This is a genomic window from Amycolatopsis sp. cg5, assembly GCF_041346955.1.
GTDB lineage: Bacteria > Actinomycetota > Actinomycetes > Mycobacteriales > Pseudonocardiaceae > Amycolatopsis.
The window spans coordinates 6,724,539-6,750,868 of the sequence record NZ_CP166849.1; the positions used below are offsets into that span (position 1 = coordinate 6,724,539).

Consider the following 26,330-nt stretch of genomic DNA (forward strand, 5'->3'; position numbering starts at 1 on the left):
GCGTCGTTCGGTCCCTCGTACGGACCGAACGACGCATTCGGGATCTCCCAGGTACCGAAGGACGCATTGGGACCGCGCCAGGGACCGAAGGACGCATTGGGATTTTTCCGGGGTCAGAGGCCGTATTCCTCGAGCAGGCGGAGCCAGACCTCGCTCATGGTCGGGAAGGCGGGCACCGCGTGCCACAGGCGGTCCAGCGGGACCTCGCCGACGATGGCGATCGTGGCCGCGTGCAGGAGTTCGGCGACGTCCTGGCCCGCGAAGGTGACGCCGAGCAGCACCGAGCGCTCGGTGTCGACGACCATCGAGGCCTTGCCCGCGAAGTCGTCCGCGTGCAGCGACGAGCCCGCGACGGCGATGTCGATCTCGACGACGCGGTCCGGCTTGCCCTCGCGGGCGGCGGTGAGGCCGACCGAGGCGACCTCGGGGTCGGTGAAGATCACCTGGGGCACCGCGTGGTGGTCGGCGGTCGCGGCGTATCCGCTCCACGGCTCCGGTTTGACGGCCTCGCCGCGGGCGAGCGCGGCGACGGCGTCGCCTGCCGCGCGGGCCGCGTACTTGCCCTGATGGGTCACCGGGGCGCGGCCGGTGACGTCGCCCGCCGCGAACAGCCACCCTCCGTCCACTTCGGACACTCGGCCCGCGTCGTCGACGGTCAGCGGTTTGCCGGGGGTCAGCCCGATCGACTCGACGCCGAGGTTCTCCGTCGCGGGGCGGCGCCCGGTCGCGACGAGCAGCTTGTCGGCGGTCAGCTCGACGCCGCCGCGCAGTTCGAGTTTCGCCGCACCGTCCACTAGGGACGCACGCTCCAGCCCGGACCCGGTGTGCACGGTGACACCGTCCGCGCGCAGCCCGGCCGCGACGGCGTCACCGGCGAACGGCGGCAGCTTCGGCAAAGGCCTTGCCCCAGTGAGGATGAGATCGACCTTCGCGCCGAGCCGCGCCCACGCCTGCGCCATCTCGACGCCGACGACACCGCCGCCGAGCACCGCCAGCCGTGCGGGCACTTCGCTCGCCGAAGTCGCCTCACGGGAACCCCACACCGGAATCTCGTCGAGCCCCGGGATCGGCGGGGTCACCGGAACGCTGCCTGTGCAGACGATCACCGCGTGCCGCGCGACGAGCACCCGCTCGCCGACGGTGACCTCCTTGACGCCGGTGATCTTCGCCTCGCCGCGGATCGCCTCGATGCCGGCGCCGACCGCCCAGTCGAACTGGCCCGTGTCGTCCCCTTTGGACGTGAACCAGTCCCGCCTGGCGAACACGGCCTTGGCGTCGAGCGCGTCACCCACCGGGACGCCTGGCAGGCGTTTCGCGGCCGCCAGCGCGTTTCCGGGACGTAGCAACGCCTTGCTCGGGATGCACGCCCAATAGGAACATTCACCGCCGAAACGTTCCTTTTCGACGAGCGCGGCGGTCAGCCCGCCACGCACCGCCCTGGCCGCGGCGTTCTCGCCGACGGGCCCCGCGCCGATCACCACTACGTCAAAAGTCTGTACGGACATGCTTTCAATCCACACCACCGCGCACGTTCGCGCAACCCAGCGGTATCCTCGGTGCGAGCTGGAGAACTCGGCGACGGCCGGTTGCAGCAGAGTCAGACTTCGATCGAGCCCCCGGGAGTTTTCGTGGCCCAGAACACTGCTGTGCACTTGCTGGACGACCTCAACGGCGAGCCCGCCGAGGAATCGGTCAGCTTCGCCTTGGACGGGATCGAGTACGACATCGATCTTTCCGCCGAGAACGCCGGAAACCTGCGCGCGATCTTCGAGGCCTACGTGACGAACGGCCGCCGGGTCGGTGGCCGCAAGCGCGCGCCGCGGATCATCGCGCAGCCGAAGGCGTCGCGCCGGAAGGCGGCCCCGAAGCCCGCCGCGGCGGCGAAAACGGCCGTGGCGAAAACGGCCGCGAAGAAGGCAGCGCCCGCGAAGGCCGCTCCGGTGAAGGCGGCGCCGAAGCGTGCCGCCGCCGCCAAGGCCGCGCCGGTCAAGGCGACCGCCACGCGTGCCAAGACCACGCGCACGGCCAAGGCCGCACCGGCCGCGGCTGCCAAGAAGGCCGCTCCGGCGAAGGCCGCCACCAAGCCCGCGGCGAAGCCAGCTGCCAAGAAGGCGGCGCCCGCGAAGCCCGCCACCAAGGCGACCGCGACCAAGGCGGCGGCCAAGCCTGCCGCCAAGACGGCTGCCGCGAAGCCCACCGCGCGCACCACCGCCGCGAAGACCCCGGCTGCCAAGGCCCCCGCGGCTAAGGCTCCGGCCGCCAAGACCGCCGCTGCCAAGGCGCCCGCGAAGGCCGCTGCCAAGCCCGCAGCCGCCAAGACGGCCGCCGCGAAGCCCGCGGCCGACAAGCCCGCCGCGGCGAAGACCACGCGCACGATCCGCAAGGCACCGCCGGTCAAGTTCTCGGCCGCGCAGTAAGACCAAAAGAGGGCCGCCCGGGAAGCCAACGCTTCCCCGGGCGGCCCTTTCGGTGTGAGGGGTCGTGAGTGGTACGGCCGGTTCTAACCGGCGAAAACACTCACGAGTCCTTCTGGCGCCCCTCGGCATGCCAGTCGGGGAACCGGTACCTCGAATCGAGCAGCCGCCGCTGCCAGTCCCGTTCCTCCGCGCTGGGCGGCCGCTTGGCCAGCCCGTCGAACTGCCGGGTCGCGGCGACGCGCACCGCGGCCGCCGCCTCGTCGATGCCCGCCCGCAGGCCGTGTTCGGCCAGCGAGGCGACCTGGCTGCGATGCGAGTCCAACGGCTTCGGGTCCGGCGGCGGCCCGGTGAGATACCGGCCGACGCGTTCGGCCGCCGTGTGGACCAGCAGTGTCGAATGCGCCAGCAGCCCGGTCTTGGTGCGGAACACCGCGAACCCGCACAGCTTCGCTTCGCCGATGAACAGGCCGCGATCGCCGAGCCGGGGCGGCAGCCCCAGCTCGGACACCGCGCCGCTCATGAGCTCGCCGATGGCTTCCAGCGGGCGCTCACCGGCGTCGGGCAACACCAGGGTGACGTTCAAATTCCCGCTATCGTGAAAAACCGTGCCGCCGCCGCTTGCCCGCCGCAGCACGGGAATCCCGTCCTGGGCGCAGACGTCCGTGCGCACCTCGCGATGCACCTTCTGCCCGCGCCCGACGACCACGCAGGCCGGGTTGCGCCAGATCCAGATCAGCGGCCCGGCAGGCGCGGCGCGCAGCAGGGCTTCATCCAGCGCGAGGTTTTCGGCAGGATCCGAAGACCCCGCGCTGATGTCGCCCGCTGTCACAGTGCTTTGAGTTCCTCCACGATCTCGCCCACCGAAGACTTCGCGTCGCCGAAGAGCATGCTGGTCTTCGGATCGTAGAACAGGTCGTTGTCGATGCCGGCGAAGCCCGAGCTCATCGAGCGTTTCAGGACGATCACCGAGCGGCTGTGGTTGACCTTGAGGATCGGCATGCCGTAGATCGGCGAGCCGGGGTCGGTCTCCGCGGCCGGGTTCGTGACGTCGTTCGCGCCGATCACCAGCGCGACGTCGGTCTGGGCGAACTCGGAGTTGATCTCGTCCATTTCCTTGAGCTGCTCGTACGGCACGTCGGCCTCGGCCAGCAGCACGTTCATGTGCCCCGGCATGCGACCGGCGACCGGGTGGATCGCGTAGGCGACCGTGATCCCCTTGGCCTCCAGCAGCTTCGCCATCTCGCGGACCTGGTGCTGTGCCTGCGCGACGGCCATGCCGTACCCGGGCACGACCACGACCTTGTTCGCGTAGGCCATCTGGATGGCCGTGTCGGACGCGCTGGTGCTGCGGACCGGGCGTTCCTCCGCGGACCGGTTGCTGGCCACCGACGAACCGCCGCCGAACCCGCCTGCGACGATCGCCGGGATCGACCGGTTCATCGCCTTCGCCATCAGGTTGGTCAGGATCGAACCGGAGGCGCCGACGATCATGCCGGCGACGATCAGCGCGGTGTTGTTCAGTGCGAGGCCCATCGCGGCGGCCGACAGCCCGGTGAGGGCGTTCAGCAGCGAGATGACCACGGGCATGTCCGCGCCACCGATCGGCAGCACCGAGGTGACACCCAGCACGCCCGCCGCGATCAGCAGGCCGACGATCAGCAGTTCGCTGTCACCGCCGAAGCCGATGGTGATCGCGCAACCGAGCGCGACGAGCAACAGCAGCGCGTTGATCGGCTGCTGGAGCTTGCCGAGGCTGATCGGACGGCCGGAGATCAGCTCCTGCAGCTTCCCGAACGCGATGTTGGAGCCCCAGAACGAAATGGAACCCACGATCGCCGAGAACAGCGACGCGATAGCCACGTACTTCGGCTCGTGCGCGTAGCCGTCGGAGGACCGGAACTCGACCCAGGCGATGAGCGCGACCGCGCCGCCGCCCACGCCGTTGAACAAGGCCACCATCTGCGGCATCGCGGTCATCTTGACCTTGCGTGCCGACGGGACGCCGACCACGGTGCCGATCGCGACACCCAGGATGATGAGGACCCAGTTGCTCATGCCCGGCGTCAGCAGCGTCGCGACGACCGCGATGCCCATGCCGACGGCGGCGATCCAGTTGCCGCGCACGGCCGTGCGCGGGCCGGTCAGGCCCATCAGGCCGTAGATGAACAAGGCGAAGGAGATGATGTAGAGGACAGCGATGAAACTCGTCATGAGTCGGCTCCCTCTTTCTTCTTGTCCTTGAACATCGACAGCATGCGGTCGGTCACCAGGAACCCGCCCACCACGTTGATCGTGCCGAACGCGATCGCGATCACCAGCAGGATCTTGTTGAGCACGCCGTCAGCCGACAGGCCGAGCACGACCAGGCCGCCGAGCAGCACGATGCCGTGGATGGCGTTCGTGCCCGACATCAGCGGGGTGTGCAAGGTGTTGGGCACCTTGGAGATCACCGTGAAACCCACGAAACCGGCCAGCACCAGGATGGCCAGGCTCTGCACCAGCATTACTCCGCTCCCTTCCCGGCCACGCAGGCTCCGGCGACGATCTCGTCGGAGAAGTCGAGCGCGAGCTTGCCTTCCTTGTCGACGATGAGCTCCAGCAGTTCGGTCACGTTGCGCGCGTAGAGCTCGCTGGCGTGCGCGGGCATCTCGGCGGGCAGGTTCAGCGGAGAGGTGATGGTGACGTCGTGCTCGACGACGTCCTCGCCCGGCTTGGTCAGCTCGCAGTTGCCACCGGACTCACCGGCGAGGTCGACCACGACCGCGCCCGCCGGCATGCCCTTGACCGCCTCGGCTGTGACGAGTGTCGGCGCCTTGCGGCCGGGCACCAAGGCCGTGGTGATCACGACGTCGAACTTCGTGATCGCGTCGGTGAGCCTGCGCTGCTGCTCAGCTCGTTCCTCTTCGGTGAGCTCGCGGGCGTACCCGCCCTCACCGGCGGCCTCGATGCCGAGTTCCAGGAACTTCGCGCCGAGCGACTTGACCTGCTCGCCGACCTCGGGCCGCACGTCGTAGCCGGTGGTCTGCGCGCCGAGCCGTTTCGCCGTCGCAAGCGCTTGCAGCCCGGCGACACCGGCGCCCAGCACGAGCACCTTCGCGGGCGGGACGGTGCCCGCCGCGGTGGTCAGCATGGGAAAGAACCGCGGCAGTTTCTCGGCGGCCAGCAATACCGCTCGATAACCGGCGACGCCGCTTTGTGAAGAAAGCGCGTCCATCGCCTGCGCGCGGGAAATACGGGGAATGGCTTCGACGGCGAACGCGCGCACCCCCGCCTTTTCCAGCGCGGTGATGCCGTCCGGATCGGACCTGGGATTCAGGAATCCGATCAGCAACGTTCCGGTTTTGAGTTTCGCGACCTCGTCCGCGGTCGGCGGCGCGACCTTGAGCACGATGTCCGCGCCCCAGGCGTCGCCGATGACGGCGCCCGCTTCTTCGAAGACGGAATCGGCTAGATAGGCGCCCGCACCGGCCCCGGATTCGACGACGATCCGCAAGCCTCTCTTCGTGAGGCGTTCGATCAGTTTGGGCACGAGCGAGACCCGGCGTTCGCCGGACCTGGACTCCTTCACGACGCCGACCGTGAGCTGCTCGGTTTCGGCCACTCCGCGACCTCCTCGGCACTGAAGATCTGCCCCGATGGGCGCGATCACCGGGAGTTTGTACCACGGTCACGGGGTGCTTCCCACGTTCGAAGGTCCCTGTTCATCGGCTTGAGACCCCTAAATCTGAGGTCAGGGAGCCCCTGTTGACCGGTCAAGAGACGCTGGTTACGAACTCCGCCAGTGGGGAACCCCCAGGAAGATCAGCCGAAGCCGCTTCTCGGCGACGAGCTTGATCGCCTGATCGGCCTCATTGTCGCGCGGACGCGCCTCGAGTAGCTCGAGGACGGTCGCGAGCATCGCCGTGACGATCAGGTCCGCCATCATGTGCAGATCGTCGGTGTTCCATTCGCGGAGCCCTTCGAGCCGGACGAGGTCGATGGCGAGTTCGCTGGAGAACAGCTTCAGCTCGACCGCGATCGCGCGCGCGACCTGCTCGTTGCCGCCGTAGCGCTCGCGGGTGAGGAAGCGGAAATGGTCCTTGTGCGCGCGTACGTGCTCGTAAAGCGTGTGAACGGATGCTCGGATCATCTCGCTGGGCTGGGTCGGCCTGGTGCGCGCCTCGCGGATCATGCCGCGCAGCGTGCGCATCGACTGCTCCACCAGCGTGACGCCGAGTTCTTCCATCGAAGAGAAATGGCGGTAGAAGGCGGTCGGCACGATGCCGGCGCGTTTCGCGACCTCACGCAGGCTGAGCGCGTCGAAACTGCGGACGGCCAGCAGTTCCCACGCCGCGTCCAGCAAGGACTGACGGGTGCGCTGCTTGCGCTCTTGGCGGCTCACCGGCTCGGTCACGGTGTTCACGGTATCGACCACATCACAGCTCCTTCCAGTTGACAGCGCGGTTCTCACGCGGTGCACTATTCAGTGTACGACTGTTCACTGAAACTCGGGAGGGTATGGATGCCAGCGCTCAAATCGCTCGCTTCGGTGGCCGAAGCGCTGCTCACCCCGCACGGCATGGACCGCTACCTCGAGCTCGTCAACCCGATGCTGGTGCGCCGCGAGATCCGCGGCGAGATCCGCGAGGTCAGGCGGCAGACCGCCGACACCGTGACCCTCGCGATCCGGCCCAGCCGGGCGTGGCGCGGGTTCACCGCCGGGCAGTACGTGCGGATCACCGTCGACATCGACGGGGTGCGGCGCACCCGCTGCTACTCCCCCGCCTGTTCGGAGCACACCCGTGGCCTGCTCGAGCTCACGATCAAGCGAGACGGGCTCGTTTCCGGCTTCCTGCACGACAACGCGCGGCCGGGCATGACGCTCGGACTGTCCGAACCGGACGGTGCGTTCACCATGCCGTCGCCGCGCCCGCCCCGGATCGTGCTGATCAGCGGCGGCAGCGGGATCACCCCGGTGCGGTCGATGTTCCAGACACTGCGCGACGAGGGCTATCCGGGTGAACTCGCGTTCCTGCACTACGCCAACGACGACCGCGACGTCCTCTACGCCGGCGAGCACACGATGCTCGCGTACACCGGCGGATCGGGCGCCGACCTGCACGGCTTCTTCTCGCTGGAGCACCTGGAGAAGGCCGCGCCGTGGTTCCGCGACGCCGAGACGTTCCTGTGCGGACCCAAGCCGCTGATGGACTCGGTGCGCGCGGTGTACGCCGACGAAGGCTTGAGTGAACACCTGCACACCGAGGAGTTCACCCCGCCGACGCTGGTGTTCGACACCGCGTCCGCCGAAGGCCAGGTCCGGTTCGCCCACAGCGGCAAGGAGTTCGCGAACTCCGGCAAGCCGCTGCTGGAGCAGGCCGAGGCCGCCGGGCTCAGCCCGGAGCACGGCTGTCGCATGGGGATCTGCTTCTCGTGCACGAAGGTCAAGACCTCCGGCTGCGTGCGCAACGCGAAAACGGGCGAGCTGTCCGAAGAAGAGAACGAAGAAATCCAGCTGTGCATTTCCGTCCCCGTCGGGGACGTCGAGATCAACGCTTAAGGAGACTTTCCATGACCGGCTTGCAAGACCGGCTCACCCCGGCACAGGTCGAAGAATTCGGCGCCGAATTGGACGCCGTCCGCCAGCGCGTCGTCGCCTCGCTCGGCAAGGAGGACGTCGACTACATCCACAATGTCATCAAGGCACAGCGGTCACTGGAGATCACCGGCCGCGCACTGCTTTTCGCCGGCTTTTTCCCGCCGGCGTGGTTCGCGGGCGTCGCGGCGCTTTCGGTGTCGAAGATCCTGGACAACATGGAGATCGGCCACAACGTCATGCACGGCCAGTACGACTGGACGCGTGACCCGGCGCTGAGCTCGCAGCAATTCGAATGGGACACCGTCGCGCCCGCCGAGAACTGGCGGCATTCGCACAACTACATCCACCACACGTACACGAACATCCTCGACAAGGACCGCGACATCGGGTACGGCATCCTGCGCATGGACCCGGCGCAGAAATGGCACCCGTACTACCTGGGCAACCCGGTGTACGCGGTGATGCTCGCGGTCCTGTTCCAGTGGGGCGTGATGCTGCACGACCTCGAGTTCGACCGGATCGTCAAGGGCGAGCGCACCTGGGCCGACACCAAGGAGGTCTCCGGCCGCATGGTCCGCAAGGCCGCGCGCCAGGTCGGCAAGGACTACGTGCTGTTCCCCCTGCTCACCGGCCCGCTGGCGCCGCTGACGTTCCTCGGCAACGCGACCGCGAACCTGGTACGCAACCTGTGGTCGTTCTCGATCATCTTCTGCGGCCACTTCCCCGCCGACGTCGAGAGCTTCACCGAGGAGGAGACGGCTTCGGAGTCGCGTGGGCAGTGGTACCTGCGGCAGATCCTCGGGTCGGCGAACATCACCGGCGGGAAGCTGTTCCACATCATGAGCGGCAACCTGTCCCACCAGATCGAGCACCACCTGTTCCCGGACATCCCCGCACGCCGCTACCCGGAAATCGCGGGCGAGGTGCGCGCGATCTGCGAGAAGTACGGCCTGCCGTACAACACCGGGCCCCTGCACAAGCAGCTGCTCTCGGTCGCCAGGAAGATCGTCAAGCTGGCTTTGCCGGGCGGGGAACCGCCGCGGACCAGTACCGTGGAACCCGGCAGCACACTCCGAGCGGCTTAGGAAGCGACATGGTCGGCCAGTTCGAGAGCACCAAGGACACGATCCAGGAGATCACCGAGTCGGCGGCCACGCACATCGGCCGCATAGCGACGATCATCACCGGCGCCGTCCGCGACGTCGCCCGCGAAACCGGCGACTGGATCACCGACGTCATCGAGATGCGCGAAGCCTCCACCCGCGCCCGCAACGACACCACCCCCGAAAAACTCGACCCCTAACCCCGCCCCACCCAGGCCGGGCCCACGTACCGGAACGGACGCCACGCGTACCTGGATGGACGACACGCGTGCACAGACGGACGGCACGCGTACCTGAGCAGTCGGCACGATTCCGACCCGCCGGGTACGCGTGCCGACTCTTTAGGTACGCGTGCCGTCCATCTATGTACGCGTGTCGTCCGGCTGGGTACGCGTGTCGTCCATCTATGTACGCGTGGCGACTCTCTGGGTACGGGGGCTGGCACTTTGAACCGCCCCGGGTTCGGTAGAGACTCGTTGTTGGGGTCAGGCGACCAGGCTGATCAGGTCACCTGACTCGTACAGGGTCTCGAACTCGACGGGTGGTCGGCCGCCGCACGCTCCATGGAGTCGCTGGTTGTTGTACCACTCGACCCACGCTGCGGTGGCGACGTCGACTTCTTGTTTATTGTGCCACGGCCCGTTCGGTTTAATCAACTCGGTTTTATAAAGACCGATGGCAGATTCCGCGAGTGCGTTGTCCAGAGCGTCGCCAACTGTGCCGATCGACGCGTCGATACCCGAATCGATAAGATGCTGCGTGAACCGGAAAGAAGTATATTGACTTCCGGCGTCGGAATGGTGAATCAACTTTTCTTGCCCCTCGCTCCACCGGTAGTCCCTATGCCGCAACCCCTGCTCGATAGCGTCGAGCACCAGATCGGTTTCCTTGGACATACTCACGCGCCAGCCGACGATCTTGCGGGAGAACACGTCAATGGCGAACGCGACGTAGACCGCGCCCGCCCAGGTCGCGACGTAGGTGAAGTCCGCTACCCACAACCGATTCGGCGCACCGGCGGCGAACTGGCGTCTCACCAGGTCCGCGGCGCGGACACCATCAGGATCGGACACCGTCGTGCGCACCGTCTTCCCCGGACCGCGCCGGCCAGGCCCAGCGCGCGCATGAGCCGCTCCACCCGGCCCCGCCCGACGGCGACGCCCTCACGGTTCAGCTGCCACCATATTTTCCGGGCACCATACACCCGATAATTATCGTCATACACACGTCGGATTTCCTTTTTCAGTTCCTCGTCGCGAACTTCCCTCGCCGATACCGGGCGAGAGAGGGCGGCATAATAAGTGGACGGAGCGATCTTGATCCCGAACTCGGTCAGCACGGCACAGATCGGCTCGACTCCGAACCGGTCCCTATATTCCGTGATGAACGTTACGAGCGTGGCGGTCGAGGGTCGAGCTCCCTCGCGAAGAAAGCCGACGCCGCCTTCAGAATCTCGTTCGCCCGCCGCAACTCACGATTCTCCCGCTCCAACTCCCGGATCCGCTGCTCCTCCTCGGTCGTCACACCCGACCGCGCCCCCTGATCGGTCTCAGCCTGCCGCACCCACCGGCGCAGGCTCTCCGCCGACACCCCGACCTTCGCTGCGATCGACGTGATCGCCTCCCACTGCGACGAATACTGCTCTACCTGCTCAAACACCAGCGCAACCGCGCGCTCACGCACCTCACGCGGATGCCTCGAAGACCGGGCCATAACTCCATCCTCACTCACACGATGGAGCCTCCATCAAACCCGGGGCGGTTCACTTCGGGGGTGGGGTTGGGGGGAAAACCCGGTGGGCGGGGGTGGGGTGGGGAGGCAGGGTGGGGGTGTGAAGCGGGTGCGTCCTGGGGTTCGGCTGGTCGTCGGGGAGTTGGGGCGGCGGCGGTTCGGGGCTGAGCTGGGGTGGGTGCTGGCCGGGGTTCCGCTGGCGGCCGTGTGCTTTGTGCTGGTCGTGGTGGGGCTGGCGGTCGGGGTGGTGGTGTCGCCGCTGTTCGTGGGGTTGTTGCTGCTGTCGGGTGTGCTGGTGTTCGTGCGGGCGCTGGGTGGGGTGCATCGGCGGCTGGCGGGGGCTTTGCTGGGTGTGAAGGTGGGGGTGCCGGCGTCGCGGCCGATGGAGCCGGGGTTCGGGAAGTGGTTCAAGGCGAGGATCGGGGACCCGATCGCGTGGCGGGCCGTGGCCTACCTGGTGCTGCGGGTGCCGGTCGCGGCGGGCGAGCTGCTGGTGACCGCCTACCTGGTCGTCGGCGGGGTCGCGACCCTGCTGTACCCGCTGTTCTGGCACACCACGGGTGGCCGGGAGATGCCGATGTTCGCCATCCGGACCGACACGTGGTGGCTGAGCCTGCCGCTCGCGTTGCTCGGGGTGGTCATCCTGGTCGCGCTGCCGTGGGTGATCAGGCTGATGGTCGGGGTCGACCGGCTGCTGGTCCGCGGGCTGCTGGGGCCCAAGACACTGAGCGAACGGGTGCGGGACCTGGAGGTCAGCCGGGCCGCGGCCGTCGAGGACGCCGACGTCAAGCTGCGGCGGATCGAGCGGGATCTGCACGACGGGGCGCAGGCGCAGCTGGTCGCGCTCGCCATGAAACTCGGGATCGCCAAGGACGAACTCGACGCGACCAGCCCCGACGTCGCCCAGCTGCGGCAGCTGGTCACCACCGCGCACGCCAACGCCAAGCAGGCGCTCGTCGACCTGCGTGACCTAGCCAGAGGCATCCACCCGCCCGCGCTCGACGCCGGGCTGGACGTCGCTCTGTCCACTTTGGTCACCACGCTCGGGGTGGACGTGGTGCTGGACGTCGACGTCGGGACCCGGCCGCCGCCGTCGCTGGAGACGATCGCCTACTTCACCGCGGCCGAGCTGCTCACCAACGCGGCCAAGCACGCTCGTGACGGCATACATCTGCAGGTCAGAGCCACCGACACGCTGGAAGTCGCCGTCTCCGACCGAGGCGACGGCGGCGCCACGGTCACCCCGGGCGGCGGGCTGGCCGGGATCACCGAGCGCCTGCGTACCGTCGACGGCACGCTCGACGTTTCGAGCCCGCGAGGCGGGCCCACCGTGGTGACCGCATCGATCCCCCTGACTGGCTAAGGTGGTGAGGTCACCAAGGGGGTACGGCTGTGCGGGTCGTGATCGCGGAGGACTCGACCATCCTTCGCCAGGGTCTCGTCGAGCTGCTCACCCTGCGCGGCCATGACGTGGTCGCCGCCGTCAAGGACGCCGCCACGCTGGAAGACGCCGTCAAGGCGCACGCGCCCGACGTGTCCATTGTGGACATCCGGATGCCGCCGACGCACACCGACGAGGGCCTGCGCGCCGCCATCGCGCTGCGCAAGGAGCGGCCTGGCCAGGCCATCCTGCTGTTCTCCCAGTACGTCGAAACCCGGTACGCCGCCGAGCTGCTCGCCGACCGGGCGGGCGGGGTCGGCTATCTGCTGAAGGACAGGGTGGCCGAGGTCTCGGACTTCCTCGACGCGCTCACACGGGTCGCCGACGGCGAGACCGTGCTCGATCCCGAGGTCGTCAGCCAGCTGTTTTCAGCCACGCGTAAAACCGGAGAACTCGACAGATTGACGACAAGGGAACGCGAAGTGCTCGATCTGATGGCCGAAGGCCGGTCGAACGCGGCGATCTGCGCCAAACTGTTCCTCTCCGCCGGCTCCGTCGAAAAGCACGTGACCAGTATTTTCGGCAAACTGGGACTGCACCAGTCCGAGGGGGACAATCGCCGCGTACTCGCGGTGCTGAAGTACCTCGAGGCCTGAAACCTGTGCCAAAATCACCGCGCACTGTCCTGCGGGGAGAAGTGAAATGCGCATCCAGGCTTTGGGGCCGATCGAGCTCAGAACGGGCGAGCGCGCTGTCCCGCTCGGCGGGCCGAAGCCGAAGGCGCTGCTCGCCGCCCTGTTGCTGCAGCCCCGGCAGGTCGTCTCCGTCGAACGGCTGATCGCGCTCATCTGGGACGACGCGCCGCCGCGCTCGGCCACCGCGCTGGTCCACACCTACATTTCCCAGCTCAGGCGCGCTTTCGGCGAGGCAGGCAACGCCGAGGCGCTGGTGACCCGGCCGCCCGGCTACCTGCTCGACGTGACCGCGGACGACTGTGATCTCGACGCGTTCGAGCAGCTCATCGACAAGGCGAGGCAGGCCGAGCGCCGCGCGAACCACGCGGAGGCGAACGAGCGCTACGAGCAGGCGTTGCGGCTGTGGCGTGGCCCGGCGTTCGGCGGTGTCGACACCACGTTCGCCCGCACCAGCGCCGACGCGCTCGACGAGGACCGGCTCGGCGCCGCCGAAGGCCGCGCCCGCTGCCTGCTCGAACTCGGCCGCGGCGGCGAGGTCGTCGCGAGCCTCACCCAGCTGGTCAACGCCAGCCCGCTGCGCGAAGAGGCACGCGGGCTCCTGATGCGCGCGCTCTACGAAGGCGGCAGGCACGCCGACGCGCTCGCCGTGTACCGCGACGGCCGCCGCCATCTCCAGGACGAACTGGGCATGGAACCCGGCGAGAAGCTCAAGACCCTGCACACCGAGATCCTCAACGGCTCGCTGAGCGTCAAGAAGCCGTCCACGCCCGCCGATGTGCCCGCGCCCCGGCAGCAGGACGAGTACGTCGTCCCCCGGCATCTGCCGCCGGACATCGGCGATTTCACCGGCCGCGCCGAACATCTCGGCGACGTGCTCCGCCTGGCCGGACAGTCGACTGTGGACACTCGCACCGCGACACCGACCGTGGTGATCTCCGGTTTCGGCGGCGCCGGGAAGTCCGCGCTCGCCGTGCACGCGGCGCATCTGCTGCGCGGCGACTACCCGGACGGCCAGCTCTTCGCTGACCTGCGCGGCTCCGAGCGCGACCTCGAAGCGCAGGAGGTGCTCGGGCGTTTTCTCGGTGCGCTCGGCATCAGCGGCAACGACCTGCCGGACACCCTCGACGACCGCGTCGACCTGTACCGGCGCAAGGTCGCGGGCCGCCGTCTCGTCATCGTGCTCGACAACGCGCGCGGCGAGCACCAGGTCCGGCGGCTGCTGCCCGGCGACCCGCACTGCCTGGTGATCATCACGAGCCGGTCGAGGCTGACCGGGCTCGAAGGCATCGCGCCGATCGAACTGGACTTCTTCTCCACCGAGGCCGCGGTCGACATGCTGCGCAAGATCATCGGCCCGGCGCGGGTCGCGGCCGAGCCGGAGGCGGCGCACACGATCGTCTCGCTCTGCGGTGGTGTCCCGCTGGCGATCCGGGCCGCGGCGGCGAAGCTGCTCGCCAGGCCGCACTGGCCGTTGCGCGCGCTCGCGTCGCGGCTGTCCGACGAGCGCCGCAGGCTGGACGAGCTGGCCGTCGGCGACCTGGCGATCCGGTCGAGCCTGCGGCTCAACTACGCCGAGCTCGACGATCGGCATCGCCGCGCGTTCCACCTGCTCGCGCTGTTCGACCTGCCCGACTTCGGGCTCTGGCTGGCCGCGCCGCTGCTGGAGGTCTCGCTCGAAGACGCCGAGGACATCGTCGAACGGCTCGTCGACCTGCGGCTGCTCGACGTCGTCGGCATCGACCCGCTCGGCCGCGTCCGGTATCGCTTCCACGACCTCGTCCAGCTCTTCGGCGCCGAGCAGGCCGAAACCGAGCCGCCCGAACTGGTCGCGGCGGCGTTGAGCCGCGCGCTCGCGACGTGGATGGCGCTGGTCGAAGCCGGCGCGAAACGGCTCCCCCGCGTGACGCTCGGGCTGCGGCCCAAGGTCGAAACGTCCGTCGTGACCGATCCCCGGCTCATCGAAGAGGCCGAGCAGAATCCGACGGAATGGCTGAAATCCGAGACGGCCGCCGTGGTCCGCGCCGTCGAGCGCGCGCACGAGCTGGGCATCGACGAGGTCACCACCACGTTGATCACCGCGCTGCTCTCGTCGCCGTTCGCCGCGCGCAACGAGTTCGACGGCTGGCAGCGCACGCACGAGGTCGCGCTCGCCGCCGCGCGGAAGTCGGGCGACCTGCGGTCCGAGGCCAGCGTGCTGGCCGGGCTCGGGCAGCTGTTCTACGAGAAGGACGATTTCGCGACCGCGCTCGACCATTTCCAGCTGGCGAAGAAGCACGCGCTGACCGTCGGCGACGACGCGACGCTGGCCGTCGCGCTGGTCGGAATCGGGACCGTGCGGCGGGATCTGGCCCAGTTCGAGCAGGCGCTGGCCGACCTCGATGAGGCCGCGGAACTCGCCGAGCGCATCGGCGACGACACGGTGCTCGCGGCCGCGCGGTACGGCGCCGGGGCGATCAGCCGTGATCACGGCGATCTGGCCGCGGCGGCGGGCTCGTTCGAAAGCTGCGTGACGCTGTACCGCGAACTCGGCGACCGGCGCGGCGAGGCGCTCGCGTTGCGCGCGCTCAGCCTGTGCCATCGCGCGAACGGCAAGCTCGGCGAAGCCGTCGAGCTGAGCAGGGAAGCCGAAATCATCCTCGACGACGTCGGCGACGCGCTCGGCGCGGCGTACGCGCGGCAGTCGCTCGCGAAGGCCCGTATCCGGCAGCGCGAGGTCGGCGGCGTCGCCGAGCTGCTCGATTCCTGCCTGGAAGTCTGCGCGCAGCACCGCGACCGGTTCGGCGTCGCGCTGATGACCAGGACCGCGGGTGAGCTGGCGCTGGCGCGCGGCGAACTCGACCGCGCGAGCGAGCTGCTGACCATCGCGCTCGGCCAGTGGACCGAACTCGATCTTCCGCTGTGGCGCGCGCGAACCTTGCGCGATCTCGCCGCGGCGGTGGAGGATGGCCGGACGCGCTGGGCCGAGGCGCTGACGCTGTTCGCGTCCACCGGGGCCCGCGAGCTCGCCGAGCTGGCCGCGCACACCCCGCTGACCTGGCGAAACAGCGTGTCTATAGCGAACTTATAGGTGGCACCCGATTATCTGAAGGGGACCTCTGGCGCCGTCCGCCAAGCTTGGCTCATCGAACGAGGTGAGCAGAAGTGAGGGGAACATGGTCGCCACCGCGCCGAACAAGTCACTGCTGAGGTTGGGGCGGCAGACGACCCGCGACGAGATCATCGCGCGGGCGGCGAGCTGGTTGCGCCCTTCGGTCCCGTACAGCCAGGACACGTTCCACGAGAACGAGCACGGGGTGTACCGGACCGACTGCTCCGGCTACATCTCGATGGCGTGGGGCATTCCCGGCAGGGCGGGGAACGTGCACGGCGGCTTGGACACCGTGGGGTTGGCCAAGGCCGGGTTCGAGATCCGCAAGACCGAGCTGGCGCCGGGTGACGTGCTGCTGCGCTCCGAGGGCACGAACCTGACGCGGCACGTGATCCTCTTCGGCGCGTGGGCGAACCGCCGCCGGACCAGGTTCTGGGGGTACGAACAAGTAGGTGGTCAGGGCACGGTGCTGCACCTGATCGAGTATCCGCATGGCCGGAAGGCGTTGGCGTACAAGCCTTTCCGGTACATCCGGACGAAGTGAACCGGCGCACAAGGGGGTCGTTCAACGGTTAGTTGACCGTGCGCGGACTCGTGGGTGGTATCGCCGGTTGGGGCCGGCGATACCACCCACGAGTCTTTGTGGCCTGATGGCCGATGTGTGTCAGAATCGAGCCATGGAGCGTCATCGGGTGGCCGTGCTCGTCCGGCACGGGATGCTGCCCATCGAAATGGGCATCGTGCACCGCCTGTTCAGCCAGGCCAAGATCGGCGGCGAACGGCTGTACGACGTCGTGACCTGCGCCGTCACCCCCGGCCCGATCCGAACCGACACCGACGTCACGATCAACGTGCCGCACGGCCCGGAGGTGCTCGCGACCGCGGGCACGGTCGTCATCCCGGCCTCGTACGACGACGAAGAGCCGCGGTACTACGGCAAGCTCGGCGCCGAACTCGCCGCCGCCATGGCGTCGATCCGGCCGGGCACGCGGATCGCCTCGATCTGCACGGGCGCGTTCGTGCTGGCCGCGGCCGGACTGCTGGACGGCCGCCGCGCGACCACGCACTGGCGGTCCGCCGACGACTTCCGCGCGCTGTTCCCGGCGGTCGAACTCGACCCTGACGTGCTCTACACCGACGAGGGCGACGTGCTGACCTCGGCGGGCGTGGCGTCCGGCATCGACCTCTGCCTGCACATGATCCGCCGCGACCACGGCTCGGCCGTCGCCAACGACGTCGCGCGCGGGACGGTCGTGTCGCCGCACCGCGACGGCGGGCAGGCCCAGTTCATCCAGCGGCCGGTGCCGGAACCCCAGTTCGCGACGACCGGCAACGCGCGGGTTTGGGCTCTTGAGCAGTTGCACCGTCCGCTGACGCTGAAGGAACTGGCCGCGCGGCAGTCGATGAGCACGCGGACGTTCACCCGCCGGTTCCGCGAAGAGGTGGGTGTCTCGCCGCTGCAATGGCTTACACAGCAACGGATCGAGCGCGCACGGCAACTGCTGGAGCAGACGGACCTGCCGGTGGACCGGATCGCGGCCGACTCGGGCTTCGGAACGGCGGCGTCGCTGCGGCAGCACCTGCAAGCGTCGCTGGGGGTCTCGCCCAGCGCCTATCGCAGCACCTTCCGGGCCAGCTGACCTGCCGGTAAAAATCCCAATGCGTCCTTCGGTCCCCAGCGCGGTCCCAATGCGTCCTTCGGTACCTGGGAGATCCCGAATGCGTCGTTCGGTCCGTACGAGGGACCGAACGACGCATTGGGATTTTTACGGGGTGAGGGTCCAGGTCGCCGAGTCGGTGAAGGTCTGGCCGCCCCGGGTGCCTGTGATCGTGAGGACGTTGGGGCCGGGGCGCAAGGTGATCGGCCAGGTGAAGATGTGGTCGGCCGAGGTCTTGGTGGACACCGGGGTTCCGTTGAGGGACAACGAAACCGAGTCGGCGGTGCCGTAGACCTTGACCGTCGTGGCCGCGGCCGTGCGCTGGGTCCAGCGCCTGCTCGTCAGGTAGACGAAGGGCGTGGTGGTCCAGTTCGCCTTGTACCAGTAGAAGGAGTCCTTGCGGATCGAGCGGTCGTAGGTGACGAGGCCCTTGTCGTTGCGGCCGAGGGTGTCGCCCTCGGAGCGGCTGTCGACGCCGAAGTCGAACATGTTCCAGACGAAGGTGCCCCACAGGAACGGCCGGGAGGCGATCTGCTTCCAGTGATTCTCGTGCAGGATGTTCTGGTACTCCTCGGGGTGCCAACGGGAAGTCGTCACCGGCGGGGCCAGGTTCTCCTCGTGCTGGTTCACGCTCGCGCCGGCGCCGTACTCGCTCAGGCCGATCTCGCGGGCGGGATCCTTGGCGTGCAAGGCGTCCGCCCAGGCGCCGGGGCCGGTGGCGGATTTGTTGTACCAGCCGTAGTAGCGGTTGTAGCCGCTCACGTCGGCGTGTGAGGACAGCGCGTCGGTGTCGCCCTGGTTGGAGGCGTAGGTCGAGAATCGGCCGGAGTCCTCGGCTTTGACCTGCTTGCCGAGGAGGTCGAGGATGTCGTTCGTCGCCGTGTCGTTGGTGCGCTGCTCGTTGCCGATGCCCCAGAAGGCGATCGACGGGTGGTTGAAGTTCTGCCTGATCAGCTCGTACATCTGCTGCTGGGCGTTGGCGCGGAACGCGGCCGAGTCGGTGACCTTGTCGACCAGCGGGATCTCCGCCCAGACGACGTAACCGCGCTGGTCGGCGAGGTCGTAGACCTGTTGCGCCTGCTGGTAGTGCGCGGTGCGCAGCGCGTTGACGCCCATCTCGTCCATCAGGTCGAAGTCCTGGATGTGCTGTGACGGCGGCACGGCCCAGCCCTGGTCGAGCCGGTCCTGGTGCGCGTTCACACCGTGGAGCGGAAGATGCTTGCCGTTCAAGGAAAAGCCGGAGGACGGGTCCACAGTGGACGAGCGAAGGCCGAGCGGCTGGGTGACCACGTCGGCGACGCGCGCGCCGTCGAGCACCTCGACGCTCGCCTTGTACAGGTACGGATCTTCCTTGCCCTGCCAGCGATGCGGGTCGCGAACGGTCAGCCGTTGCACCTGCTCGAACCCGGTCGCCGGAGCCACCGAACGCGTGGCGGTCGTGTTCTCCGCGACCACTTTCCCGGCCGCGTCCCTGACCACCGTGTGCAGGCGGACGTTCTTCGACACCGGGAAGTTGTTCCACGCCTTGGTGGTCACGTCGATGTCGGCCGAAGCCGCTGTCACCGCGCGCTGCCGCAGGTAGACGCCGGGGCCGCCATAGTCGCCGAGCCGCACCGACAGCGGGTCGACCGCGAGCAGCGAGACGTCACGGTAGATGCCGCCGTAGAACGTGAAGTCCGCCTGCAGCGGCGCGATGTCGGCGTTCGCGGCGTTGTTGACCTTGACCGCGAGCACGTTGTCCTTGCCGAGACGGAGTGCGCTGGTCGCGTCGAAGCGGAAGCCGGCGAACCCGCCCTTGTGCTGCCCGAGCTTGGTCCCGTTGACCCACACGTCGCTGACGGAGTTGACCCCGTCGAACTGCAGCCACAGTTTCTTGCCCGCCAGGCTCGCGGACGGCGTGAAGTGCTTGCGGTACCAGCCGACGCCGCGGTAGTAGTCGCTGCCGCCGTCTTGGCCGTCCAGCGCGTTCCAGGTGTGCGGGACGTTCGTCGCGGCCCACGCGGAGTCGTTGAAACCGGGCGTCTCCGCGCCGGCGACGTCGCTGCGGACGAACCGCCAGCCCGCGTCGAGATTCGTCTCTTGCCGGACCTCGGTGACCGCCGAAGCGGCCGGTAGGAAGGAGAAGCTCGTCGCCGCGAGGAGCAGGGACAAGCCGAGCAGGCGCAACCGGGCCACAACACCACCTCATCAATTCATGAATGTGAACGCTGGCTGGCGGGCCGAACGCACGCTAGCGACGGTGTCACCCGGGCGTCAACGGCCGAACGTCGTACGGTGGCAGCCATGTACTCCGTCGAGATCGAGGTGCGCACCGGCAACCGCGCGGTCGTGCACGACCTGACCCGTGACGCCGAGCGCTTCCTCACCGAGGCCGACGCCGAGGACGGCCTGCTGCACGTCTGGGTCCCGCACGCGACGGCCGGGCTGGCGATCCTCGAAACCGGCGCCGGCAGCGACGACGACCTGCTCACCGCGCTCGACGGCATCCTGCCCCGCGACGAACGCTGGCGGCACCAGCACGGCAGCGCCGGTCACGGCCGTGACCACGTGCTCCCCGCGCTGGTGCCGCCGTACGCCACCGTCCCCGTGCTCGGCGGGGTGCTGGCGCTGGGCACCTGGCAGTCGATCTGCCTAGTGGACACCAACCTCGACAACCCCGTGCGCCGCGTGCGGTTCAGCCTGCTTCCCGGGTAGCAGCAGCACGACGACGCCCGCCGCCAGCAGCCCGGTGAGCACCCACACGCCGGTCATGATGTCCGGCGCGTCCGTCGCGCCCTGCAACAGGCTCCGCAGGCCCTCGGTCGAGAACCGGAACGGCGTCCACGACCACAGCAACGCGCGGTAGGCCGGGTTCAACAGCTCCGGAACCTGACCGGCGACGGCGGGCGCGACGAGGTACAGCGGGCCGAGTACCGCCATCGCGCGGATGCCGAGCAGCCGCAGCAACCCCGCCTGCAGTGCCGCGAACGCCGTCGCGGCAAGGAAAACGAAGCCGAGCACGTCCCAGCCGAGCGGCAGCGACGAGTCCCACAGCTTCACGAAGCCCGCGAGCACACCGGTCAGCAGGACGCCGGACCCGAGCACCTGCGCGAACCGCGCACCCGTCCCCGGCTTGCCACGCAAGGCGAGTATCGCGCCGGCGGCCAGCGCGCCGACCCAGGCGAGCGCGCTCAACGCCAGCGGCACCGCACGCCCCGCCGCGCCGGCCGGGTGCAGCGTCTCGACCTTGACCGCGCTGGTCAGCGCCTGCGCCACCCCGGTCAGCGCCTGCTGCGCGACCTGCGTGCCGGACGGGTTCACCGCGCCGGAGACCAGCACGGTCGCCTGGCCGCCGGTGAGGTCGAGCAGGCCGTAGACCTCCTTGTCCTCCAGCATCCGCCGTCCCTCCGACGGCGTGGTGACCCGCCAGGCGAGCGCGTCGCCGCCGTGCGCGGCCAGCTTCTCGGCCATCGGGCCCGTCACGGCCACCGGGACATGGTCCGGCGCCACCGTCGCCTGCGCGCCGAAGGTGAGAAACCCCAGCACCACGGCCACCAGCGCGCCGGCGAACGCCGCCAGCAGCGGGAGTCGACCGGACATCGCGACCTCCATTTATTCGTCGCTTGATGAATTAATTGAGCGCAACCGTAGCCCGGGTCCGCCAAGAAATCAACACGCGTTGAATAAGTCCGGCCGGGTACCGTCGCTCACGTGACTACTCCGCACCGGCTGGTGCTCTGGGACATCGATCAGACGCTCGTCGACCTCAGCGGGGTCGGCGCGCAGTGGTACCGGACCGCGCTGTCCGCGGCGACCGGGGTCGAACTGCGCGAGCAGCCGTACTTCGCGGGCCAGACCGAACGGGCCATCACGACCGACATCCTCACCCGGCACGGCATCGACGTGACCGAAGACACGATCGCCAGGATGTGGGCGTCGCTGATCGACATCTCGGAGCGCGCGCTGCCCACGCTGACCCGGTTCGGCCGCGCGCTGCCCGGCGCGGGCACCGCACTGTCCACTGTGGCCGGTCTGGGCGGGATCGTGCAGTCGCTGGTGACCGGGAACCTGCCGGAGATCTCGCGGCACAAGCTCTCCGCGTTCGGCCTGCACGCGCACGTCGACTTCGAAATCGGTGGCTACGGCTCACTTTCCGCGCACCGGCCCGATCTCGTGCCGCACGCGGTCGCGGCCGCCGGCGCCAAGCACGGCGTCGAGTTCGCGTACTCGTCGGTGGTCGTCGTCGGCGACACCCCGAACGACGTGGCGGCCGCGCTGGACCACGGCGCGGTGGCCGTCGCGGTGGCGACGGGCAAGTACACGGCGGACGAGCTGCGCGACGCGGGCGCGCACACCGTGCTGGCCGATCTTTCGGACACGGGCGCGGTTCACACCGCACTGCTCGGCACGGGGGTTTGAGCCGGTTTAAGCTGCCCGCATGTCGAACCCAGGGGGCCAGGGCTGGCCGAATCAGCCCCAGCAGCCCTACCAGCAGGGCTTTCCGCAAGCGTACGACCAGCAGTACCAACAGCCGTTCGGCCAGACGCAGCAATATCAACTGGAGCCGCAGCAGGGTTTCGGCGGCTACCCGCCGCCGGAGCCGCCCAAGAAGAAGACCGGGCTGTGGATCGCGGCCGTCGCGCTGGTCATCGTGATCGCGGTGGGCATCACCATGCTGTTCGTGTTGACCAGCAAGGACGAGCAGCGGGCGGCGCCGCCGCCCGCGCCGACCTCCGCGCCACCGCCGCCGTCCCCGTCGTCGAGCGGGGTGCCGGACAACAAGACCGAGTCGACAACGCCTGGCTGGCAGGGGCTGAAGTCCATTAAGGACGGTGCGGCGTACGACATCCCCGCGGGCTTCGACACCAAGCCAGGCAGGTCCGCAGGCTACGACGAAGGCCCGACCAAGGTCATCATGCACGAATCGATGACGTACAAAGCGGGCGCCTGCCCGGAATCACGCGGTTCCAACCGCGGCAGGCTCGGCTTCGTGACCGTCGACCAGATGGCGCCGGAAGAGGCCGCGATGAAGGCCGCCAAGGCGTGGGCCATCGCGGGCAGCACCGAAAAGGACACCCAGCCGCCGCAGATCGCGGACCCGCCGGTCAGCCAGGTGCCCATCGCGGGCGGCTCGCTGCAGGCCAGCAGCTCGACGGTGACGTTCACCTCGCCCGCCTCCGAGGAATGCCGCGCGCCGAACGTGCTCGTGCTGTCCGCGGCGTTCAAGAACGGCGACAAGACAACGTGTTTCCTGATCACCGTCGACCAGGGCACACCGGACTCGCTGCCCGCCGAGGACGCCAAGAAGATCATCGCGAGCCTGAGGCCGCTGAAGTGAGCACGTGGCCGCCCGAGGAGCCGGTGTGCTTCGTCGATCCGCTCACCGGGCGGCCGCTGCCCCCTGCTCCGGAACCGGAGCCCTTCCCGATGGCGCCGCCGGTCGAGGTGCCCGCACCCGACCGGCCGATACTGGACAACCCGCTGCGCGTGGGACTTTCCGTCGCAGGCGGGCTCACGATGCTGTCGTTCCTGCTGGTCGTGGTGATGTTCGGCGGTTCGACCCAGCAGGCCGCTCCCCCGCCGCGGCCGGTGATCGCCGAACCGGGACGGCCGCAGGTGGTGCCGTCGATCATCGGCTGGCGGCCGGTCACGGCCGACGACAACCCGTTCGTCTACGACGTGCCGCCGGACTGGGCGGTCGAGGACGCGGGCATGGTGCTGGCGCTGGAGGACCCGAACGGCAATCCGCTGTCACTGCACGGTGTCGCGCACTATCAGAACGGCTTCTGCGCGGCGCAGGACGTCTCGTCGCGTGCGCAGACCGGGTTCAGCACGATCGGCAGCGACGAGGTCCGCAGCCCGCGTGACGCCGCGCGCGAGTCGGTGCTGCAGTGGGCGGACGCGGCGTTCAGCTCCGCGGACGGGATGCTCCGGCCGGAGGTGACGCTCTCGGACCCGCGCGCCGTGCGGGTGTTCGCGAGCTCGGTCGAGGCCACGGAGATCACCGCGACCATCCACCCGGCGGAACCTTCCCCTTGTGGCGCACCGAGTGCGACCATCACGGCGGTCGCGCTGCCGCTGAGCACCGACCCGGCGTCCGGGCGCTATTCGGTGCACATGATCCTGGCCGACCAAGAGGTTTCGAACGCGCTGCCGAACGCCGTCTCCGACGAGATCATCTCGACGATCAGGCCGACTACCTAGGCGGAACCGTCGTGGTGCGGTTGGCAGGCGGGACCCAGCGGTAGCTCTTCAGAATCTGCAGCACCTGGTCGCGGCTCATGGTGTCGTCCGAGTAGACGGCCATGACCGCGCACTTCGGGTTGCCGTTCTCGCCGGAGGCGATGGAGATGGCGCCGACGTAGGCCTTGGCCGGTTCGCAGTCGCCCGGTTCGGGGGTCACCTCGATCATCGTGATGATCCCCGGCCGGGTTTTGCCGTGCTCGAAGGAAATCTGGGTCTCCTGCGAGGGCTCGACCGTGAGCTTCGCGTCGCCGTACACGTGCTTGGCGAGCTCGGTGGCGATCTTCACCGAGGGATCCGGCGCCTTGGAGGTGGCGACACCGGTGCCGCCGCGCGGGCGGTCACGGTCGCTCTCGCAGTACCCCTTGCCGTGGTACGCGGGGCGCGCGAGCCGCAGCACCGGGCCGCGGCCGTCGGCCTTCCAGTTGCGCATGGTCTCCGGCTTCGGCGTCCAGTCCGGCGGGACGTCGTAGGCGTAGGACCCGTCACGCCCGGCGACCGACTGCCAGCCGGGCACCACCGGCGGCACGACGACGGTCGGCGGCCGTGAATACGGGACGCGGACGTTGCGCGAGTCGGTGTGGGCGGGTTCGTCGGGTGAAAACAGGCGAAACCCGACGTATCCGACGGTGCCGAGCAGAACGACGGCGGCGAGAACCAGCGAAACCTTCAGCCGCTTCCCGCCCACCGTCATCCCCCTTAGTGTCCGGTCACCTTGACCAGGTGCTCGACGACGCTGTCGACCGCGATCTCCTCGCGGTCGCCGGTGCGCCGGTCCTTGACCTCGACCACGCCGTTGGCCAGCCCGCGGCCGACCACCAGGATGGTCGGCACGCCGACGAGCTCGGCATCGGCGAACTTGACGCCCGGGGTCGCCTTGCGGTCGTCGAGGATGACCTCGACCCCGGCGGCGTCCAGCTCGGCTGCGATCTTCTCGGCGCCCGCGGCGATCGTCTCGTCCTTGCCCGCGATGACGATGTGCACGTCGGCGGGCGCGACCTCACGCGGCCAGATCAGGCCGATGTCGTCGTGGTTCTGCTCGGCGAGCACGCCGACCAGCCGCGAGACGCCGACGCCGTACGAGCCCATGGTGATCCGGATGGGCTTCGAGTCGGGGCCGAGCGCGTCGAGCTCGAACGCGTCCGCGTACTTGCGGCCGAGCTGGAAGATGTGGCCGATCTCGATGCCGCGCGCGGCGACCAGTGTCCCCTGGCCGTCGGGCGAGGCGTCGCCCTCGCGGACCTCGGCGGCCTCGATGGTGCCGTCGGCGACGAAGTCACGCCCGGCGAGCAGGTCGACGACGTGGTGGTCCTTCTCGTCGGCGCCGGTGACCCAGGCGGTGCCGTCGACGACGCGGGGATCGACGAGGTAGCGCACGCCGTTGTCCTTGAGCGCCTTCGGGCCGATGTACCCCTTGATCAGGAAGGGGTTCTTGGCGAAGTCGGCCTCTTCGAGCAGCTCGAACTCGGCGGGCTCCAGCGCGGCCTCGAGGCGCTTGGCGTCGACCTCGCGGTCGCCGGGGAGCCCGATGGCGAGCAGCTCCCACTCCTTCGAGCCCGGCTTGCGGGTCTTGACCAGCACGTTCTTGAGCGTGTCGGCCGCGGTGAACTGACGTCCGAGGTCCGCCCCGTTCAGGAAGTTGACCAGGCTCTCGATGGTCGGCGTGTTGGGCGTGTGGTGGACCTGCGCCTCGGGACGGCCCTCGATCGGCTGCGCGGCGGGCGCGGGCGTGGTGACCGCCTCGACGTTGGCCGCGTAGCCGGAGTCGGTGCTGCGGACGTAGGTGTCTTCACCCGTTTCGGCGACGGCGAGGAACTCCTCGGACGCCGAACCGCCCATCGCGCCGGAGGTCGCCTTGACGACCACGTACTCGATGCCGAGCCGGTCGAACAGCTTGGTGTAGGCCTCGCGGTGCGCCTGGTACGACGTCTCCAGGCCGGCGTCGTCGAGGTCGAAGGAGTACGAGTCCTTCATGACGAACTCGCGCCCGCGCAGGATGCCCGCGCGGGGACGCGCCTCGTCGCGGTACTTGGTCTGGATTTGGTACAGGACGACCGGGTAATCCTTGTACGAGCTGTACTCGCCCTTCACGGTGAGCGCGAAGAGCTCCTCGTGCGTCGGGCCGAGCAGGTAGTCGCCGCCCTTGCGGTCCTTGAGGCGGAAGAGGCTGTCGCCGTACTCCGTCCAGCGGCCGGTGGCCTCGTAGGGCTCCTTCGGCAGCAGCGCGGGGAACTGGATCTCCTGCGCGCCGATCGCGTTCATCTCGTCGCGGACGACGTTCTCGATCTTGCGCAGCACCCGCAGGCCCAGCGGCAGCCAGGAGTATCCGCCCGGCGCGACTCGGCGGACATAGCCGGCGCGCACCAGCAGCCGGTGGCTCGGCACTTCGGCGTCCGCCGGGTCCTCGCGCAGTGTGCGAAGGAACAACGCCGACATCCTGGTGATCACTTCTGGGCT

Annotated in this window: 23 protein-coding genes, 1 pseudogene and 1 other annotated feature; of the genes and pseudogenes, 13 read left to right on the forward strand and 11 right to left on the reverse strand. The window is 68.9% G+C overall.

Features of this window, described 5'->3' with window-relative positions:
- Window positions 1-113: 113 nt before the first annotated feature.
- Entirely contained in the window at window positions 114-1,505 is a 1,392-nt protein-coding gene (locus tag AB5J62_RS30045) for an NAD(P)/FAD-dependent oxidoreductase (protein ID WP_370943321.1), read from the reverse strand.
- Window positions 1,506-1,628: 123 nt separating this feature from the next.
- Here AB5J62_RS30045 and AB5J62_RS30050 point away from each other — a divergent pair, with 123 nt between their 5' ends.
- Window positions 1,629-2,417 carry an Lsr2 family protein gene (locus AB5J62_RS30050; RefSeq protein ID WP_370943322.1) on the forward strand — a complete coding sequence of 263 codons (789 nt, stop codon included), beginning with the start codon at window positions 1,629-1,631 and terminating at the stop codon, window positions 2,415-2,417.
- 100 nt (window positions 2,418-2,517) lie between these two features.
- Here the strand turns inward: AB5J62_RS30050 and AB5J62_RS30055 are convergent, their stop codons facing one another.
- The 5 genes from AB5J62_RS30055 to AB5J62_RS30075 form a co-directional block, all read right to left on the reverse strand.
- Window positions 2,518-3,246 carry a biotin/lipoate A/B protein ligase family protein gene (locus AB5J62_RS30055; RefSeq protein ID WP_370943323.1) on the reverse strand — a complete coding sequence of 243 codons (729 nt, stop codon included), beginning with the start codon at window positions 3,244-3,246 and terminating at the stop codon, window positions 2,518-2,520.
- Window positions 3,243-4,628: an NAD(P)(+) transhydrogenase (Re/Si-specific) subunit beta gene (locus AB5J62_RS30060; RefSeq protein WP_370943324.1), complete on the reverse strand. Its 1,386-nt coding sequence runs from the start codon at window positions 4,626-4,628 to the stop codon at window positions 3,243-3,245. Before AB5J62_RS30060 ends, AB5J62_RS30055 begins: the two co-directional genes overlap by 4 nt.
- On the reverse strand, window positions 4,625-4,921 hold the full coding sequence (locus tag AB5J62_RS30065; protein ID WP_091299966.1) for an NAD(P) transhydrogenase subunit alpha: 297 nt from the start codon (window positions 4,919-4,921) through the stop codon (window positions 4,625-4,627). Before AB5J62_RS30065 ends, AB5J62_RS30060 begins: the two co-directional genes overlap by 4 nt.
- Window positions 4,921-6,018, reverse strand: a complete 1,098-nt coding sequence (locus AB5J62_RS30070; RefSeq protein WP_370943325.1) for a Re/Si-specific NAD(P)(+) transhydrogenase subunit alpha — start codon at window positions 6,016-6,018, stop codon at window positions 4,921-4,923. Before AB5J62_RS30070 ends, AB5J62_RS30065 begins: the two co-directional genes overlap by 1 nt.
- A gap of 165 nt (window positions 6,019-6,183) precedes the next feature.
- Window positions 6,184-6,831: a TetR family transcriptional regulator gene (locus AB5J62_RS30075; RefSeq protein WP_370943326.1), complete on the reverse strand. Its 648-nt coding sequence runs from the start codon at window positions 6,829-6,831 to the stop codon at window positions 6,184-6,186.
- 87 nt (window positions 6,832-6,918) lie between these two features.
- Between AB5J62_RS30075 and AB5J62_RS30080 the strand changes: the two genes are divergently transcribed.
- The 3 genes from AB5J62_RS30080 to AB5J62_RS30090 are packed head-to-tail and all read left to right on the forward strand — an operon-like array spanning window position 6,919 to window position 9,298.
- Window positions 6,919-7,956 (forward strand): ferredoxin reductase, encoded by a 1,038-nt coding sequence (locus tag AB5J62_RS30080; protein ID WP_370943327.1) that lies wholly within the window; start codon window positions 6,919-6,921, stop codon window positions 7,954-7,956.
- 11 nt (window positions 7,957-7,967) lie between these two features.
- Window positions 7,968-9,080, forward strand: coding sequence for a fatty acid desaturase (locus AB5J62_RS30085; protein WP_370943328.1), 1,113 nt, complete (start codon window positions 7,968-7,970; stop codon window positions 9,078-9,080).
- Window positions 9,081-9,088: 8 nt separating this feature from the next.
- Window positions 9,089-9,298, forward strand: a complete 210-nt coding sequence (locus AB5J62_RS30090; protein WP_091299974.1) for a hypothetical protein — start codon at window positions 9,089-9,091, stop codon at window positions 9,296-9,298.
- A gap of 285 nt (window positions 9,299-9,583) precedes the next feature.
- Here AB5J62_RS30090 and AB5J62_RS30095 read toward each other — a convergent pair.
- Window positions 9,584-10,811 (reverse strand): annotated as a pseudogene (locus AB5J62_RS30095) (IS3 family transposase).
- Window positions 10,405-10,533 (reverse strand) — a sequence feature (AL1L pseudoknot). (Overlaps the previous pseudogene by 129 nt.)
- Before the next feature lie 118 nt (window positions 10,812-10,929).
- Between AB5J62_RS30095 and AB5J62_RS30100 the strand changes: the two are divergent.
- The 5 genes from AB5J62_RS30100 (at window position 10,930) to AB5J62_RS30120 (ending at window position 17,633) form a co-directional block, all read left to right on the forward strand.
- Entirely contained in the window at window positions 10,930-12,192 is a 1,263-nt protein-coding gene (locus AB5J62_RS30100; RefSeq protein ID WP_370943329.1) for a sensor histidine kinase, read from the forward strand.
- A 29-nt stretch (window positions 12,193-12,221) separates the two neighbouring features.
- Window positions 12,222-12,866 carry a response regulator gene (locus AB5J62_RS30105; protein ID WP_370943330.1) on the forward strand — a complete coding sequence of 215 codons (645 nt, stop codon included), beginning with the start codon at window positions 12,222-12,224 and terminating at the stop codon, window positions 12,864-12,866.
- Between the two features lie 46 nt (window positions 12,867-12,912).
- A complete protein-coding gene (locus AB5J62_RS30110) occupies window positions 12,913-15,972 on the forward strand; it encodes a BTAD domain-containing putative transcriptional regulator (protein WP_370943331.1) in 3,060 nt (1,019 codons plus the stop codon).
- 64 nt (window positions 15,973-16,036) lie between these two features.
- Window positions 16,037-16,537, forward strand: coding sequence for a hypothetical protein (locus AB5J62_RS30115; RefSeq protein ID WP_370943332.1), 501 nt, complete (start codon window positions 16,037-16,039; stop codon window positions 16,535-16,537).
- Between the two features lie 106 nt (window positions 16,538-16,643).
- Window positions 16,644-17,633 (forward strand): GlxA family transcriptional regulator, encoded by a 990-nt coding sequence (locus AB5J62_RS30120; RefSeq protein ID WP_370943333.1) that lies wholly within the window; start codon window positions 16,644-16,646, stop codon window positions 17,631-17,633.
- A 126-nt stretch (window positions 17,634-17,759) separates the two neighbouring features.
- Here AB5J62_RS30120 and AB5J62_RS30125 read toward each other — a convergent pair whose 3' ends face one another.
- Complete coding sequence (locus AB5J62_RS30125) at window positions 17,760-19,826, reverse strand: glycoside hydrolase family 2 protein (protein WP_370943334.1); 2,067 nt, start codon at window positions 19,824-19,826, stop codon at window positions 17,760-17,762.
- 108 nt (window positions 19,827-19,934) lie between these two features.
- On the opposite strand from AB5J62_RS30125, the gene AB5J62_RS30130 reads away from it, so the two are divergent.
- Complete coding sequence (locus tag AB5J62_RS30130) at window positions 19,935-20,345, forward strand: secondary thiamine-phosphate synthase enzyme YjbQ (RefSeq protein ID WP_370943335.1); 411 nt, start codon at window positions 19,935-19,937, stop codon at window positions 20,343-20,345.
- On the opposite strand, the gene AB5J62_RS30135 is transcribed toward AB5J62_RS30130, so the two are convergent.
- Window positions 20,283-21,230, reverse strand: coding sequence for an ABC transporter permease (locus AB5J62_RS30135; RefSeq protein ID WP_370943337.1), 948 nt, complete (start codon window positions 21,228-21,230; stop codon window positions 20,283-20,285). The genes AB5J62_RS30130 and AB5J62_RS30135 overlap by 63 nt on opposite strands.
- Before the next feature lie 111 nt (window positions 21,231-21,341).
- Between AB5J62_RS30135 and AB5J62_RS30140 the strand changes: the two genes are divergently transcribed.
- From AB5J62_RS30140 to AB5J62_RS30150, 3 genes are read left to right on the forward strand one after another with little or no spacing between them, the layout of a single operon-like run.
- Window positions 21,342-22,049: an HAD hydrolase-like protein gene (locus tag AB5J62_RS30140; RefSeq protein WP_370943338.1), complete on the forward strand. Its 708-nt coding sequence runs from the start codon at window positions 21,342-21,344 to the stop codon at window positions 22,047-22,049.
- Window positions 22,050-22,068: 19 nt separating this feature from the next.
- Window positions 22,069-22,968 (forward strand): hypothetical protein, encoded by a 900-nt coding sequence (locus AB5J62_RS30145; protein WP_370943339.1) that lies wholly within the window; start codon window positions 22,069-22,071, stop codon window positions 22,966-22,968.
- Window positions 22,965-23,834 carry a hypothetical protein gene (locus AB5J62_RS30150; protein WP_370943341.1) on the forward strand — a complete coding sequence of 290 codons (870 nt, stop codon included), beginning with the start codon at window positions 22,965-22,967 and terminating at the stop codon, window positions 23,832-23,834. The genes AB5J62_RS30145 and AB5J62_RS30150 overlap by 4 nt, the downstream gene beginning before the upstream one ends.
- On the opposite strand, the gene AB5J62_RS30155 is transcribed toward AB5J62_RS30150, so the two are convergent.
- Entirely contained in the window at window positions 23,827-24,567 is a 741-nt protein-coding gene (locus tag AB5J62_RS30155) for a hypothetical protein (protein WP_370943342.1), read from the reverse strand. The two genes, AB5J62_RS30150 and AB5J62_RS30155, sit on opposite strands and share 8 nt — an antisense overlap.
- 5 nt (window positions 24,568-24,572) lie before the next feature.
- On the reverse strand, window positions 24,573-26,321 hold the full coding sequence (locus AB5J62_RS30160; RefSeq protein ID WP_370943344.1) for a proline--tRNA ligase: 1,749 nt from the start codon (window positions 26,319-26,321) through the stop codon (window positions 24,573-24,575).
- Window positions 26,322-26,330 lie beyond the last annotated feature (9 nt).

Bases quoted from the DNA above. Each gene is read 5' to 3' on its own strand.
- AB5J62_RS30045 (WP_370943321.1), bottom strand. From the start codon at position 1,505: ATGTCCGTACAGACTTTTGACGTAGTGGTGATCGGCGCGGGGCCCGTC.
- AB5J62_RS30060 (WP_370943324.1), bottom strand. From the start codon at position 4,628: ATGACGAGTTTCATCGCTGTCCTCTACATCATCTCCTTCGCCTTGTTC.
- AB5J62_RS30065 (WP_091299966.1), bottom strand. From the start codon at position 4,921: ATGCTGGTGCAGAGCCTGGCCATCCTGGTGCTGGCCGGTTTCGTGGGT.
- AB5J62_RS30080 (WP_370943327.1), top strand. From the start codon at position 6,919: ATGCCAGCGCTCAAATCGCTCGCTTCGGTGGCCGAAGCGCTGCTCACC.
- AB5J62_RS30085 (WP_370943328.1), top strand. From the start codon at position 7,968: ATGACCGGCTTGCAAGACCGGCTCACCCCGGCACAGGTCGAAGAATTC.
- AB5J62_RS30090 (WP_091299974.1), top strand. From the start codon at position 9,089: ATGGTCGGCCAGTTCGAGAGCACCAAGGACACGATCCAGGAGATCACC.
- AB5J62_RS30110 (WP_370943331.1), top strand. From the start codon at position 12,913: ATGCGCATCCAGGCTTTGGGGCCGATCGAGCTCAGAACGGGCGAGCGC.
- AB5J62_RS30120 (WP_370943333.1), top strand. From the start codon at position 16,644: ATGGCCGATGTGTGTCAGAATCGAGCCATGGAGCGTCATCGGGTGGCC.
- AB5J62_RS30130 (WP_370943335.1), top strand. From the start codon at position 19,935: ATGTACTCCGTCGAGATCGAGGTGCGCACCGGCAACCGCGCGGTCGTG.
- AB5J62_RS30135 (WP_370943337.1), bottom strand. From the start codon at position 21,230: ATGTCCGGTCGACTCCCGCTGCTGGCGGCGTTCGCCGGCGCGCTGGTG.
- AB5J62_RS30145 (WP_370943339.1), top strand. From the start codon at position 22,069: ATGTCGAACCCAGGGGGCCAGGGCTGGCCGAATCAGCCCCAGCAGCCC.
- AB5J62_RS30155 (WP_370943342.1), bottom strand. From the start codon at position 24,567: ATGACGGTGGGCGGGAAGCGGCTGAAGGTTTCGCTGGTTCTCGCCGCC.